The 14,630-nt window shown below is 74.5% G+C and carries 11 protein-coding genes and 1 pseudogene; 7 read left to right on the top strand and 5 right to left on the bottom strand.

The features are described 5' to 3' along the window. Positions 1–151: 151 nt before the first annotated feature. The gene (locus D9753_RS07305) at positions 152–1,333 is read left to right on the top strand and encodes a GDSL-type esterase/lipase family protein (protein ID WP_121786261.1); all 1,182 of its coding nucleotides are present in this window, start codon (positions 152–154) and stop codon (positions 1,331–1,333) included. Between the two features lie 16 nt (positions 1,334–1,349). Here the strand turns inward: D9753_RS07305 and D9753_RS07300 are convergent, their stop codons facing one another. Next, entirely contained in the window at positions 1,350–2,315 is a 966-nt protein-coding gene (locus D9753_RS07300; RefSeq protein ID WP_121786260.1) for a helix-turn-helix transcriptional regulator, read from the bottom strand. Positions 2,316–2,646: 331 nt separating this feature from the next. On the opposite strand from D9753_RS07300, the pseudogene D9753_RS07295 reads away from it, so the two are divergent. The 3 genes and pseudogenes from D9753_RS07295 (at position 2,647) to D9753_RS07280 (ending at position 6,775) form a co-directional block, all read left to right on the top strand. Next, positions 2,647–4,186: pseudogene (locus D9753_RS07295) on the top strand (protein phosphatase 2C domain-containing protein). Between the two features lie 66 nt (positions 4,187–4,252). Next, a complete protein-coding gene (locus tag D9753_RS07290) occupies positions 4,253–5,995 on the top strand; it encodes a pyruvate dehydrogenase (protein WP_121786259.1) in 1,743 nt (580 codons plus the stop codon). A gap of 324 nt (positions 5,996–6,319) precedes the next feature. Beyond that, the gene (locus D9753_RS07280; protein WP_121786258.1) at positions 6,320–6,775 is read left to right on the top strand and encodes an ATP-binding protein; all 456 of its coding nucleotides are present in this window, start codon (positions 6,320–6,322) and stop codon (positions 6,773–6,775) included. A gap of 91 nt (positions 6,776–6,866) precedes the next feature. Here D9753_RS07280 and D9753_RS07275 read toward each other — a convergent pair whose 3' ends face one another. Both D9753_RS07275 and D9753_RS07270 read right to left on the bottom strand, forming a co-directional pair. Continuing rightward, positions 6,867–7,907: a DUF2637 domain-containing protein gene (locus D9753_RS07275; RefSeq protein WP_121786257.1), complete on the bottom strand. Its 1,041-nt coding sequence runs from the start codon at positions 7,905–7,907 to the stop codon at positions 6,867–6,869. Positions 7,908–8,223: 316 nt separating this feature from the next. Beyond that, on the bottom strand, positions 8,224–9,066 hold the full coding sequence (locus D9753_RS07270; protein WP_121786256.1) for a (2Fe-2S)-binding protein: 843 nt from the start codon (positions 9,064–9,066) through the stop codon (positions 8,224–8,226). A 176-nt stretch (positions 9,067–9,242) separates the two neighbouring features. On the opposite strand from D9753_RS07270, the gene D9753_RS07265 reads away from it, so the two are divergent. Beyond that, entirely contained in the window at positions 9,243–10,022 is a 780-nt protein-coding gene (locus D9753_RS07265) for a GntR family transcriptional regulator (protein WP_121786255.1), read from the top strand. 162 nt (positions 10,023–10,184) lie between these two features. Here the strand turns inward: D9753_RS07265 and D9753_RS07260 are convergent, their stop codons facing one another. Both D9753_RS07260 and D9753_RS07255 read right to left on the bottom strand, forming a co-directional pair. Further along, positions 10,185–10,949, bottom strand: coding sequence for a hypothetical protein (locus tag D9753_RS07260; protein ID WP_163010645.1), 765 nt, complete (start codon positions 10,947–10,949; stop codon positions 10,185–10,187). A gap of 167 nt (positions 10,950–11,116) precedes the next feature. Continuing rightward, entirely contained in the window at positions 11,117–12,790 is a 1,674-nt protein-coding gene (locus D9753_RS07255) for a PucR family transcriptional regulator (RefSeq protein WP_121786254.1), read from the bottom strand. Between the two features lie 354 nt (positions 12,791–13,144). Between D9753_RS07255 and D9753_RS07245 the strand changes: the two genes are divergently transcribed. Both D9753_RS07245 and D9753_RS07240 read left to right on the top strand, forming a co-directional pair. Next, positions 13,145–14,038 carry an FAD binding domain-containing protein gene (locus D9753_RS07245; protein WP_121786252.1) on the top strand — a complete coding sequence of 298 codons (894 nt, stop codon included), beginning with the start codon at positions 13,145–13,147 and terminating at the stop codon, positions 14,036–14,038. Continuing rightward, positions 14,038–14,628 (top strand): (2Fe-2S)-binding protein, encoded by a 591-nt coding sequence (locus D9753_RS07240; RefSeq protein WP_121786251.1) that lies wholly within the window; start codon positions 14,038–14,040, stop codon positions 14,626–14,628. Before D9753_RS07245 ends, D9753_RS07240 begins: the two co-directional genes overlap by 1 nt. Positions 14,629–14,630: the final 2 nt, after the last annotated feature.

Below are 14,630 nucleotides of genomic sequence, written 5' to 3'. Positions count from 1 at the left end.
TCCCTTCCCCTTGCACCGGCCGAGAGCCCCCGTGCGGGAAAGCGTGAACTCCGTTGCGCCGACCGGGTGGACCGTCGTCGGCGTTCCCGTGGCGCGGACCGGCCGTGTGGGACGGTCGCCTCCGGCGGGTCACGGGGAAGGGCGGACACACATGCGCACGGTCGTACGGATTCTGGCGGTCGTCCTGACGGCGCTGGTGCCGGGCCTGGCGGCACCGGCCGTCGCCGAGCCCGCCGCGCTGCCGTGGACCGGCGGCTGGGAGGCCGCGCCCTCCGGTACCACCGCCCCGCTGCCCGGCGCCGCCGTCCGCAACGTCGTCCACCTGAGCATCGGCGGCACCGCCGTCCGCCTCCGGCTCAGCAACCGGCTCGGCACCGAGCCCCTGCGCCTGGGCGCGGTCACCGTCGCGCTGCGCCGGGCGGCCGGGCCCGCCGCCGTCCCCGGCACCCTGCACACGGCCACCTTCCACGGCGCCCCGCGGACCACCGTCCCGCCGGGCGCGGACACGGTCACCGACCCGGTGCCGCTGCCGGTGCCGGCCGGCGCCGACCTGCTCGTCACCGTGTACACGCCGGACGACTCCGGGCCCGCCACCTACCACCGCACCGCCCTGCGGACCAGCTACCTGGCCCGCTCCGGCGCCGGCCGGGCGGCCGACGAGGACGGCACCGCATACACCGCGACCACCGCCCACTGGTACTACGTCACCGGCGTCGATGTCCGCGGCGCCGCCCGGGGCAGCATCGTCGCGTTCGGTGACTCGCTCACCGACGGCACCGGCTCCACCCCCGACACCGACCGCCGCTGGCCCGACCGGCTCGCCCAGCGGCTGCGCGGGCACCGGTTCGGCGTCCTCAACGCCGGTATCGCCGGCAACCGGCTGTTGCGCGACGGCACCGGCCCCAGCGCCCTCGCCCGGCTGGACGCCGACGCCCTGGACCGGCCCCGGGTACGGGTCCTGGTCGTCCTGGAGGGCGTCAACGACATCAACGGCGCCCCGGCGGCGAGCGATCCGGCCGCCTACGCCGCCGCCTACCGCACCCTCGTCGCCCGGGCCCACGCCCGCGGCATCCGGGTCGTCGGCGTCACCCTCACCCCGTACGGCGGCCACCCCGCCTGGACCGCCGCCCGTGAGGCCGTACGGCAGCGGGTGAACGCCTTCATCCGTGGCGGCGGCGTCTTCGACGCGGTCGCCGACGCCGACGCCGCCGTACGCGATCCGGCCGCGCCCACCCGGCTGTCGCCCGCCTACGACCCCGGCGACCACCTGCACTTCGACGACGCCGGCATGAGCGTCGTCGCCGACACGGTCCACCGCGCCCTGACCCACTGACCACAGGCAGGGAAGGTCAGCGGGGCTCCTCGCGGGTCACCCAGCCCCGTTCCCAGGCGTGCCAGCCCAGTTGCAGCCGGGTCGTCACCCCGGCCAGCTCCATCAGACGCCGCACGCGGCGCTGCACGGTCCGCAGGCCCAGGCCGAGCTGCTTCGCCACGCTGGCGTCGGTGAGCCCCGCCAACAGCAGCGACAGCACCTCCAGGTCGGTGGCGTCCGGGCCGTCCGGCCGCTCCCGGGTCACCGTGCCGGCGTCCAGGCGCAGGGGCAGCGCGTCCCGCCACACCGACCCGAACAGCGCCGCCAGCAGCTCCAGCAGCCCGCCGGCATGCACCACCAGCGCGGCCGGTTCCGCCGTCTTCGAGGTCAGCGGCACCAGCGCCAGCGAGCGGTCGGCCACCACCAGCTTGGTCGGCACCCGGTCCACCAGCCGCACCCGCTCACCACGGCCGAGCGCCGCCGTCAGCTCGGCCGGCCCGTACGGCAGGTCCAGCACGGCCCGTTCCACCACCACGCGGTAGCGCACCCCACGTCCGGCCGCCCGCTCCTCCGCCTCGTTCTCCGTGCCGGTCACGACCACGGGATCGCCGGTGACGAGCGCGCACACCTCCTCGGTCGCACCCAACTGCAGTTGCAGGAACCGCTGGGCGACCGCGGACGCGCCGGTCACCACCTCCACCAGGTCGTGCACCGCAGGTTCGGCCGACGCCGCCCGGTACTCCTCCGCGAGCAGCGCGGCCGTCAGCTCCGCCTTGTCCAGCTCGTGCCGCTGCTGGGTGAGCAGCGCGCCCAGCGCCACTCCGGGCGGCGCAGCCACCCAGCGGCCCGGCCGCGCCGAGGACCGGGCCGCCAGCCCCTGCCGCTCCAGCCGGCGCAGCGCGCGCTCGGCGTCCTGCTCGGCCAGCGCCAGGCGCCCGGCCAGATCGGCCACGTCGGCCGCGCCCGCGGACACCAGCATCCGGTAGGCCGCCTCGTCCGTCATCGCCGTAGCGGTGTGGTCTCTGTGAAAGTGGCAGTACCGAGGGACGCGTGGCCGAACGCGCATGCGCGGCCGTGCCCCGGGAACCCAGCCGTCAGTCCGGCCCACCGGGCGCGTCAGGGACGCCCGGTCCACCGACCGTGGCCCGGTTCCGGGCCACTCGGGACGTCGCCGGGCGGTCCTCCCGTGGGGGGTGGGGCCGCCCGGTGGCCATCGACCGCTCCTCGTACGGCTGTTCACCCACTCACTCGACAGGCCGTCCGGCGGGGCCGGGTGTGCCGAATTTTCCCGAGCCCCGTTTCCCCGCCGCCCGTGCGGTGGACAATCAGGGGGCATGAGCCAGCAGGGGGGAAGTCCCGCCCGTTCCGAGGACGACTGGTGGGGTCAGCTTTACGACGACTCCGCCCAGGACACGGGCCCCACGGCCGTGCCCGATTCCCTGGACGACCGCTTCACCTCGGCGAGGAACACGGTGGCCCGACGGGACCCACCGGCCCGCCAACCGCCGCCCCCGGCCGCCGCGTCGGTGCCACCCCAACGCGCCGCCCCCACCGACCCGGCCCCGCCCACCGACCCGGCCCCGCCCGCCGGGCCGACCTCACCCGCCGGGCCGACCCCGCCCGTCGGACCCGTCCCACCCACCGGACCACCGCCGCCCGCGCCCCCTGCGCCGCCCGCGGCCCCGGAGGCCCCCGCCTCGCCCCCGTACGTCCCACCCCCGTACGCCGCCGAGTCCCTTGAGGCCGGCGCATCCTCCGTCCCGGAGCCCGCGCCCACCTCCCTCGCACCCGCTGCCGGCCCACCGACAGTCCCCTCCGCACCGTCCGGCCCCTACGGCCCCTCCGCCCCCTCCGTCGACTACGTCGGCTCCGGGCCTCCCACCTACGACCCCGAACCCACCGCGCTCCCGCTCGCGGCCCCCGGACGGGCTGGACGAGCTGGTCGCGGACACCGTGCTGGACGGCGCGCGGTACGGACCGTGCACGCTGCGGGCCGTGTCGCTCCGCGGGGACTCGGCGCGCTACCGCGGCGAGCCCCGCCGGGACGCGCTGCTCACCGCGCGCTTCGGGACCGGCGAGCAGGCGCTCGTCCTCGTCGCGATGGCCACCGGCGCGCGGTCCACGCCCGGCGCGCACCTGGCGGCGGCCGAGGCGTGCCGGTGGATCGGCCGGGCCGTGGGCCGCAGTCACCAGCGGCTCGTGGAGGACATCCGCACGGCCCGGCGCGGTGACCTGAAGGCCGGCCTGCACCGGCTGACCGACCGCGGTCTGGGCAGGCTGCGCGCGAGCGCCGCCGAACGGGGCGTCGACCCCGAGGAGTACGCGGCGAGCCTGCGCTGTCTGCTCCTGCCCGCCGACCCGGACTGCCGTACGCGCGTGTTCTTCGGTGTCGGGGACGGCGGCCTGTTCCGGCTGCGGGACGGCGTGTGGCGGGACATCGAGCCGGTCACGCCGCCCGAGGACCGCAGGGACGCCACCGATACCAGGGACACCACCGACACCGCGGACGCGGGCCGCCCGGTCGCCCTCGCCGGTTCGCCGGCGGAGCGGACCCCCGAGGGTGACCGGCTGACGATGGACCTCGGCGTCCCGGCCCCGCCGAGCCCGTTCGAGCCCGCCCCGGAGACCGTTCCCGAGCCGCCCCGGGAGCCGTTCCGCTTCCGCGCCTCGGTAGCCCGCCCGGGTGACGCGCTGGTGATGTGCACCGCGGGTCTGGCCGAGCCGCTGCGCGGCGAGGCCGCCCTGTGCGCCTACCTGGCCCGCCGCTGGTCCGGACGCACCCCGCCCGGCCTCGCCGCGTTCCTCGCCGACGCCCAGGTGCGGGTGAAGGGCTACGCCGACGACCGTACGGCGGCGGCCGTGTGGGAGGCGTAATCGCGGCCCCTGTGGATTCATGGAACGGGAGGGCTATCCCGGGACAGCGAAGGGGCAACGCGCGCCATGGCCAAACAGAACGTCGCCGAGCAGTTCGTCGACATCCTCGTCCGCGCCGGGGTGCGCCGCCTCTACGGTGTCGTCGGGGACAGCCTCAACCCGGTCGTGGACGCCGTCCGCCGCAACGCGGCCATCGACTGGGTCCACGTACGCCACGAGGAGACCGCCGCGTTCGCGGCCGGCGCCGAGGCCCAGCTCACCGGCGTTCTGGCCGCCTGCGCCGGCTCCAGCGGCCCGGGCAACCTGCACCTCGTCAACGGGCTGTACGACGCCCACCGCTCCATGGCCCCCGTCCTGGCCCTCGCCTCGCACATCCCGTCCAGCGAGATCGGCCTCGGCTACTTCCAGGAGACGCACCCGGACCGGCTGTTCCAGGAGTGCAGCCACTACTGCGAGCTGATCTCCAGCCCGAAGCAGATGCCCCGGCTGCTCCAGAGCGCCATCCAGCACGCGGTCGGACGCAGCGGCGTGAGCGTGGTGTCCCTGCCGGGTGACATCGCCGGCGAACCGGCTCCGGAGAAGGCCCCGCAGAGCGCCCTCGTCACGTCCCGGCCGACCGTCCGGCCCAGCGACACCGAGATCGACCGGCTCGTGGAGATGATCGACGCGGCCGACAAGGTCACCCTGTTCTGCGGCAGCGGAACGGCCGGCGCCCACGCCGAGGTCATGCGGTTCGCGGAGAAGATCAAATCACCGGTGGGACACGCCCTGCGCGGCAAGGAGTTCATCCAGTACGACAACAGGTTCGACGTGGGGATGAGCGGACTCCTCGGCTACGGCGCCGCCTACGAGGCCACCCACGCGTGCGACCTGCTGCTCCTGCTCGGCACCGACTTCCCGTACAACGCCTTCCTGCCGGACGACGTGCGGATCGCCCAGGTCGACGTGCGGCCCGAGGTGCTCGGCCGCCGTTCCCGGCTCGACCTCGCCGTGTGGGGCGACGTCCGCGAGACGCTGCGCTGCCTGATCCCGCGGGTGCGGGAGAAGACCAGCCGGCGCTTCCTCGACAAGATGCTGAAGAAGCACGCCGACGCGCTGGAGGGCGTGGTCAAGGCGTACACCCGGAAGGTCGACAAGCACGTCCCGATCCATCCGGAGTACGTGGCCGCCGTACTGGACGAGGTCGCCGCCGACGACGCGGTGTTCACCGTCGACACGGGCATGTGCAACGTCTGGGCGGCCCGCTACATCACGCCGAACGGCCGCCGCCGGATCATCGGTTCGTTCTCGCACGGGTCGATGGCGAACGCGCTGCCGATGGCGATCGGCGCGCAGTTCACCGACCGCCGCCGGCAGGTCGTGGCCATGTCCGGCGACGGCGGATTCTCCATGCTGATGGGCGACTTCCTGACGCTGGTGCAGTACGACCTGCCGGTCAAGGTGGTGCTGTTCAACAACTCCTCCCTCGGCATGGTCGAGTTGGAGATGCTGGTCGCGGGTCTGCCCTCGTACGGCACCACCAACACCAACCCCGACTTCGCCGCCGTCGCCCGGGCGTGCGGTGCCCACGGGGTGCGGGTGGAGAAGCCCAAGCAGCTCGCCGGCGCCCTCAAGGACGCCTTCCGGCACAAGGGGCCGGCCCTGGTGGACATCGTCACCGACCCCAACGCGCTGTCCATCCCGCCGCGGATCAGCGCGGAGATGGTCACCGGGTTCGCCCTGTCCGCCTCGAAGACCGTGCTCGACGGCGGGGTGGGCCGGATGCTCCAGATGGCCCGCTCCAACCTGCGCAACGTGCCGCGTCCCTGATCTCGTGGGGACGGCTTTCGGCCAGTTTCACGCGGCGTGACGGCGCGCGGACAGTTGGTGCCGGGCGGAGCCGGACCGGTGTCGCGGGGCGTCCGTGGCGCCCAGCGACGTACGAGAAGCCCGGGGCGTGGCCACGACCGAGTCGGGCGGCCGGCCGGGGCGGGGTGCGCAGGTGGCCGAACCACCGGTCATCGGGCATACCGCAGGACTGCCCGGGGGCCTGCTGGGCAAGCATCCCCCCGTGAACGTGTTCGACCAGGAAGGGCAGGGACCGGCGGCGTGCGGGCGGGGGTCATGAAGAGGCAGGCACGAGGAGGCGGTCCCGTGACCATCGGGGCCTCCTCGGTGAAGGCGGGGGAGACGGCGGGGGAAAGGGCCGGCACCATCACGGAACACGCGCAGCGACTGAGGCGCAGGCTGGACCGGGCGGACCTCAAAGCGGTGCCGGAGGCCCGCCGGGAACTGCGTGAACTGCTGCGGCACTGGGGGAAACCGGGCCGCTCGGAGATCGCCGAGCTGCTCACCAGTGAACTCGTCACCAACGCGCTCGTCCACACCGACGACGACGCAGTCCTCACGGCCGTCGTGGAACCGGGCGGACTACGGGTGGAGGTACGGGACTTCGTGGCCCGCAGACCGGCGCCGCACGCCCCGCGACCGGACGACGACACGCACGGCCGGGGCCTGGTGCTCGTGGAGTGCCTCGCCGACGCCTGGGGGGTACGGCCGCACGGGGTGGGCAAGTCGGTGTGGTTCGAACTCGGTGCCGAGGCGGCGTGACGGCACGGCCGGCACGGACGGCAACGGGGCGGGGGCGTGACCCGTGTGGTCACGCCCCCGCCCCGTGCCGCGGTCACCCGCGGGCCGGCTGTCAGCCGAACTGCTGCTCCAGGTCCTTGAGCTTGCGCTCCAGGGAGTCCAGGCGCGGCAGGGCCATCGTGTCATCCTCCGCGGTGAGGTCGACGGCCACCGGCTCAGCTCCGCTGCGGACCGGCTGAAGGGAGGGCCGGGCGCGGACGGGTAGCTGTTCCGCGGTCGATATGGCAGGCTCCGCGGTCGCCGGGGCCGGGCCGCGCTCCACCGCCTGCACCTCGACCTGCCGGCCGGTGCGGCCGACGAATCCGCGGTGACCTCGGCTGATCGCCTTCAACTGGGCACGCTCCACGCGCTGCTGGTCGCGCCGCCGCTGCCGGGTCTCCTCCTTCTGCCGCTTGTCCTCGCGGACCTCCTCGACCGCCTCGTCGAGGCTGCGTACGCCCTCCAGGAGCATCAGCGACCAGGCGCGGTAGGTCTCGCGGGGCGCCCGCATCCAGCGGACCATGCGGATCTGCGGCAGCGGACGCGGTACGAGGCCCTGCTCGCGCAGCGCGGCCCGGCGGGTCTGCTTCAGCGCCCGGTCGAACAGCACGGCCGCCGACAGCGACATGCCGGAGAAGAACTGCGGCGCGCCGTCGTGACCGGCACCCCGGGGTGCGTGCACCCAGTTGAACCAGGCCGCCGCCGCCGCGAACATCCAGACGAGCAGCCGCGAGCCGAGGGCCGCGTCACCGTGGCTGGCCTCGCGCACCGCGAGCACGGAGCAGAACATCGCCGCGCCGTCCAGGCCGAACGGCACCAGGTACTGCCAGCCGTCGGTCAGCCCCAGGTTCTGCTCGCCGAAGCCGACCAGCCCGTGGAAGGACAGGGCGGCCGCGACCGCCGCGCAGCAGAAGAGGAGCACATAGGAGGCCGTGCCGTAGACGGCCTCCTTGCGCCGCCGGCGCTCCTCGCTGCGCTCCCACGAGTCGTCCGCGCTCGCGTTCTCCCCGGAGGTGCGCTTGCCTCGCGCGAGCACCGCCACCGCCGCCAGCATGCCCAGGAGCAGCACGGCGCCCGGAAGCAGCCAGTTCAGCGATATGTCGGTCAATCTCATCAGGGGTCCCTTGCATTGGGATAGGGCGTAACGCCCGCCATAGTGGCCCACTCCCGACGGCCCTCAGGGGGTTTCGGGGCAAGAGGCCGCCAACGAGGTGCAAGGGGATGACCGGGGACGGCTTTCTGCTCGAACTGCCGCGTGAGGGTCGGGAGTTGAGTTCGAATAAGACTACCCGTACGGGTGGTCCCCCGGAAAGTTCCCGCGGCAGGTGAGGAAAGGGTGAAGCGCCTGTCCGGGGCCGCTCCGCGAGCCGGGTGGTCCCGTCGCGGTGATCCTAGTGGACGCGGAGCCCTGCCGGTGACCTGACGGTCACTCAAGCCGCCACGACACGCGACGCCTTGGCGATCCGCTCGCCCTCGCAGGCGCGCGGACAGGTGGCGCACGTGTCCTCGGGGCGGACCGTGTAGAACATGCAGCAGCTCGCCCGGACCCGGGTCGCCACGGGAGCCCCGTCCGGAGCCGTCGACGTCCGGAACGCCGCCGCACCCGCGTACGGCCGGGTCGCGCCGGGCAGCAGCAGCCCCAGCTCCCGTACGGCCCGCCGCTCCTCGTCCCCGCCGAGCAGCCGGGCGACGTACCACAGCCCCTCCACGACCTCGTCGGTCGCCATGCCCCACAGGGCACGCCCGCGGCGCCGGGCCCGGGACCCGAAGGCGTCCAGCACCGGCTCCAGGTGCTCGGCCACGGCCGCCCGCACCCGGGCCCGCAGGGCCTCCTCGTCCGGTACGACGACCGTGCCGGGCAGCGCGGTGGCCGGATCGCCCGGCAGGCAGGCGAGGGAGACGGGCGGGCGTACGGCCATCCGGCCGGCCGTGCGGTGGTACGCGACGTGCGTCACGGGCAGCCGGGGTACTCGGCGGTGCAGGAACCACGGCACGGTGATCAGCAGGCAGGCGGCCCAGGCGTAGCGGTGCAGACCGAAGCTCGCGACGACGTCGGGGCGGGCGGGCCGGCCGTGGTCGCGCAGCACCTGGGCGGCGTCCCAGGCCAGGAACGCGTCCAGGTCCTCCCCGCCGGCGGCGAGCCCGGCGGCACGGGTCCAGCCCTCGCCGGCGGGTACCGGGTCGTCCGGGCCCAGCTCGGTCACGGTCAGCGCCGGCAGGGCCGCGCCCAGGCGGCCGTACGCGGGGGTGAGCGGCGAGGCCGCAGCGGGCATGGCGGGACCACCGACCCTTCGACACGTCCTCGGTCAGGACTGGCGTGCACAGGTAAGCCTTACCTTACTCGTCGCGGTGGAGTTTGCGCTGCCGCCCGGTGCGCCTAAGGTGCTTGACGGACCAGTGACAACCCGTCGTTAATGACCCAAGTGCCGACAAGCCGCCAGGAGGACCCGTGAAGCAGGGCGTGCAGGACTCCGCGGGCACGCCTGCCGCCCGGGTGCCGCCACAGCAGCGCCCGGCCGGAGCCGAGGCCCCCGCCAGGGAGCGGGACGCCACGGCGCCGGGCGCGGCGCGGGGGGAGCACACCCACGGCGAACGGCCGGCCCCGGGAGCGCGGGCCGCGGTGCGGCGCTCCTCCGTCCGCGGGCAGATCCTCGACGCCCTGCGCACCGCGCTGGTCACCGGCGAGCTGCGGCCGGGCGAGGTGTACTCGGCGCCGGCGCTCGGTGAACGCTTCGGGGTCTCCGCCACGCCCGTGCGGGAATCCATGCAGCAGCTCGCCCTGGAAGGCGCCGTCGAGGTCGTCCCCAACCGCGGCTTCCGGGTCGTGCGGCGGGGGGCGCGGGAACTGGCCGAACTGGCCGAGGTCCGCGCGCTGCTCGAGGTGCCGGTGATATTGCGGCTCGCCCGCACGGTGCCGGCCGAACGGTGGGCCGCGCTGCGGCCCCTCGCCGAGGAGAGCGTCCGGGCGGCCGCGTGCGGCTGCCCTGCGACGTACGCGGAGGCCGACCGTGCGTTCCACCGGGCCCTGCTCGGTCTGTCGGGCAACGAACAGCTCGTCCGGATCGCCGAGGACCTGCACCGGCGGGCACAGTGGCCGCCGGTACGGCACGGGCGGGCCGGGCTGGTGGCGGACGCGGCGGAACATCTGGCGCTGCTGGACGCGTTGGGCGCCGGGGACTGTGACGTGGTGCGGGGGCTGGTGGGAGAGCACTTCGCCTGCGCGGGCTGAGCGGTTCCGGGGGCGCGGGGTCCTTCGGGTGCGGGTTCGCTGTGGCTGGTCGCGCAGTTCCCCGCGCCCCTTCGGGGGCCGTTGTGTGTGTGGCACGTAGTTATGCTCGTGGCTTTCGGGGCCCTCGCCGACGGACGGGTGGCGCCCGTGTTTCTTCGGGGTTCATGCCGTCGCCGTGCCCGGGGTGGGTGGGGTCAGGTGGTGGGACAGCCAGGTGGGGACGCCGCCGAGGAGGCGGAACAGGCGGCGGGCCTCCTCGCGCAGGCGGGACGCCTCCGGTTCCTCCTCCGTGTCGGCCAGGGAGGCCAGCGCGGGGGCCGTGCCCACCAGGTAGCCCAACTCCTCGCGCAGGCGCAGGGATTCGGCGAAGCCGTGCCGGGCCTGCGCCACGTCGCCCTCGCGCAGGGCGAGTCCGGCGAGGTGCCGCCAGGTGAACGACAGCAGCAGCGGGTCCCCGTGGGCCGTGGCGCCCGCGTGCGCGCGCCGGTACGCGGCGCGGGCCGCCTGCGGGGAGCGGGTCAGGTTCTCGGCGAGCAGTCCCCGGCGGAAGTCCAGCAGGGCCCGCCCGGCCGCCCCCGGAGGGATCAGCGCCGCCGCCCGGCCGAGCGCGGCCCGCGCCTCGTCGGCCCGGTCGCGGACCCCGTGCAGCGTGGCGGCGTAGGCGAGTTGGCCCCGCTCGCAGGCGGCGGCCCCGCGCTCCTCGTCACCGGGTGCCAGGGCCTCCGCCGTCCGCAGCGCGTCCTCCGCGTCCTGCCAGCCCCGCTCGGTGTACAGGCACCGTTCGACCAGGAGCCCGGCACGCTGCAACGCCGTACCGGGACGGTCGGCCGGCAGCAGGGCCGCGGCATCGGCCCAGCAGGCACGGCTGCGCAACCGCCATACCGCGGTCTGGAGCGGATCGTCACCGGTGGTTCCGTTACCAGACATGGCGGTATGCGCCACGTTGCCCTCCCCGAGCACGCCATCGAGCTGTTGAGTGGTGGCGGCATTCCAGCACCGATCGTGGGGCCGGGCCAAGAGGGTGGGTGAAGGATTTCACAAAGTCGTGGGGCGCGGACGGGGCCATATCCGGCCGTCGTGCGCCCCCGCCGGTCTCAGCTCATGCGCAGGGCCAGGAAGAAGTCGAGCTTGTCCTCGAGGCGGGACAGGTCCCGTCCCGTCAACTGCTCGATCCGGCCCACCCGGTAGCGCAGCGTGTTGACGTGCAGGTGGAGGCGGGTGGCACAGCGGGTCCAGGAGCCGTCGCAGTCGAGGAACGCCTCCAGCGTCGGGATCAGCTCGGCGCGGTGCCGGCGGTCGTAGTCCGTCAGCGGGTCCAGCAGACGGGCCGTGAACGCGCGGCGGACGTCGTCCGGGACGAACGGCAGCAGCAGGACGTGACTGGCCAGTTCATGGTGGCCGGCGGCGCAGACCCGGCCGGGGCGGGCCGCGGCCACCCGGCGGGCGTGCCGGGCCTCCTCCAGGGCGCCGCGCAGGCCCTCCGCCGAGTGCACGGCCGCGCTCACGCCGAGGGTGAGCCGTCCGTCGCCGTCCAGGCCAGCCGACAGCGGTTCCCGTACCGACCGGAGCAGGGCGTCGGCGAGCAGCCCGGTCTCGGAGCCGTCGTGCTCGGTGGAGACGGCGGGGAGGGGGACCAGGGCGATCGCCTCGTCGCCGGTGTGTGCGACGGCGATGCGGTCGGACGGCTCCGGGCCGGTGGTCAGGGGGTCGACCAGCACCTCCTCCAGCAGGGACTGGGCGACCGCGCCGTCCCCGGCCTCCTCGTCCTCCCACTCCACGCGGGCCACCACGACCTGCCAGTGCGGTGCCGCTCCGAGCCCGGGCAGCAGGACCGGCGCGGCCACCCGCAGCCGGGCGGCGATCTCGGCGGGCGCGGCGCCCGTCTGGACCAGCTCCAGCACTTCCTGGGCGAGCCGGCGCCGCACCGTGCGGGCCGCGTCGCGGCGGTCCCGTTCGACGGCGATCAGTTGGGTGACGCCCTGGAGCAGGTCGAGCCGCTCGGCGGGCCAGTCGCCCGCGTCCGCCTCCACGGCCAGCAGCCAGTCCGCCAGGACCGTCTCGCGGACGTCGTGGGAGGCCTGCGGGGAGCGGCCGGCGGAGCGGACCGGGAACAGGGAGTAGGTGGAGCCGTTCAGCAGGACCCGGTGCGGGCCGCGGCGGCCGGTGCGGGTGGCGGCCAGGTGCTCCGCAGCGAGCCGGGCGCAGGTCTCGGCGGGCAGCGCCGGGCCCCCGACCTCGGAGCCGGCGATCAGCCGGCCGGTGGGGGAGAGCACCCAGGCGCGCAGGTCCAGGTCGGAGCCGAGCAGGTCCAGGACGACGTCCGGGCCGCCGCCCGCCGGGCCCGACGTCATCATCCGCCGGTGCCGGTCGACCACCGCGGCCAGGTCGCCGGCGCGCTCGCCGGACACCTGGCGGACGACGTGCTCGGTGATCGTGGCGAACGCCACCGACTCGTGGACCGCGAACAGCGGCAGCCGGTGCCGGGCGCAGGCCAGCACCAGGTCCTGCGGCACATCGCCCAGCTCGGCCTCGCCGGCCGCGAGCGCCGCCACCCCGGCCTGCGCCAGGATCCGCACGAAGGGTTCCGAGTCGTCGGCGTCCCGGCGCCAGGCCAGACCGGTCAGCACCAGCTCGCCGCCGGCGAGGTAGCGGCTCGGGTCGCGCAGGTCGGTGGTCATGACCCCGCGTACCGCGCGGTCCAGTTCGTCCTCGCCGCCGAGCAGCCGCAGCCCCAGCGCGTCGGTGTCCAGCAGTGCGCGCAGCCGCATCTCGTCGCCGCCGTTCTTTGTCTCGAAACCTACGATGGATCTTGGAGGGTGACGCGGGGCGCGCCCGGAGCGGGCGCGCACGGCGCGTACGCCGCGGTCTCCGCGCTGTTTCCTGCGTTTCCCCAGGAAAACGAAGAGGTTACCGATGACCTCTGTTCATACGAATCTACAAGATGCCTGGCCTGGCCAGCCAACTCCTTCATGGTTTCGGTGACTGACCCCGCCGGAGTACGGAGCGGTGTACTGAGTCCACTCCGCGTAAACAGCACATGAACGAGCCGGGACCGCCGCACACGGATTGGCTCAATCTGTACGACTCACGTACGACTCACGAGACGAAGAAGAGAGCCGGTCATGGACTTCCTTCGCCCCGCCAGTTGGGAGGAGGCGCTCGCCGCGAAGGCCGAGCACCCCACCGCTGTGCCGATTGCGGGTGGCACCGATGTGATGGTCGAGATCAACTTCGACCACCGCCGGCCCGAGTACCTCCTCGACCTCAACCGCGTCGGCGACCTCTCCGAGTGGGAGGTGGGGGAGGACACCGTACGACTGGGTGCCTCCGTCCCGTACACCAGGATCATGGAGGACCTCCGTGCCGAGCTGCCGGGCCTGGCGCTCGCCTCGCACACGGTGGCCTCCCCGCAGATCCGCAACCGCGGCGGCGTCGGCGGCAACCTCGGCACGGCCTCGCCCGCCGGCGACGCCCACCCCGCCCTCCTCGCGGCCGGCGCCGAGGTCGAGGTGGAGTCGGCGGCCCGCGGCACCCGGCTCGTCCCGATCGACGCGTTCTACACGGGTGTCAAGCGCAACGCGCTCCAGCCCGACGAGCTGATCCGCGCCGTGCACGTCCAGAAGGCGGACGGACCGCAGCAGTACTCCAAGGTGGGTACCCGTAACGCCATGGTCATCGCCGTGTGCGCCTTCGGTGTGGCCCTGCACCCCCGGACCCGGACGGTGCGCACCGGCATCGGCTCCGCCGCCCCCACCCCGGTGCGGGCGAAGACAGCCGAGGAGTTCCTGAACGCGGCACTGGAGGAGGGCGGCTTCTGGGACAACGGGAAGATCATCACTCCGTCGGTCGCCAAGCGGTTCGCCGAGCTGTGCTCCGGCGCCTGCAACCCGATCGACGACGTCCGGGGCACCGCGAGCTACCGCCGGCACGCGGTCGGCGTCATGGCCCGCCGGACGCTCACCTGGACCTGGGAGTCCTACCGCGGCGCCCGCCGCGCATCCGAAGGAGCTGCGTAATGCGCGTCAACTTCACCGTCAACGGACGCCCGCAGGAGGCCGACGACGTCTGGGAGGGCGAGTCCCTGCTGTACGTGCTGCGGGAGCGCCTCGGCCTGCCGGGGTCGAAGAACGCCTGTGAGCAGGGCGAGTGCGGGTCGTGCACCGTCCGGCTGGACGGCGTGCCGGTCTGCTCCTGCCTGGTCGCGGCCGGCCAGGCCGAGGGCCGCGAGGTCGTGACCGTCGAGGGCCTGGCGGACTACGCCCGCCAGCGCGCCGAGGGCGGCTGCGGCACCGGCGCCTGCGGCACGGCGGCCACCTCGCTCGACGAGGCCCGGCAGTGGCAGGCCGAGGGCACCGGCTCGCACACCGGCGAGGACACCGGGCTCTCCCCGGTCCAGCAGGCGTTCATCGACGCCGGCGCCGTCCAGTGCGGCTTCTGCACCCCCGGTCTGCTCGTCGCCTCCGACGAACTGCTGGAACGCAACCCGAACCCGTCCGACGCCGACATCCGCGAAGCGCTGTCGGGCAACCTGTGCCGCTGCACGGGCTACGAGAAAATCATGGACGCGGTCCGCCTCGCGGCCGCCCGCCAGTCCGAGGGGGTCTGAGC

This window comes from Streptomyces dangxiongensis, assembly GCF_003675325.1.
Taxonomy (GTDB): Bacteria; Actinomycetota; Actinomycetes; order Streptomycetales; family Streptomycetaceae; genus Streptomyces; species Streptomyces dangxiongensis.
This window is presented reverse-complemented; position numbering and strand designations above follow the sequence as displayed.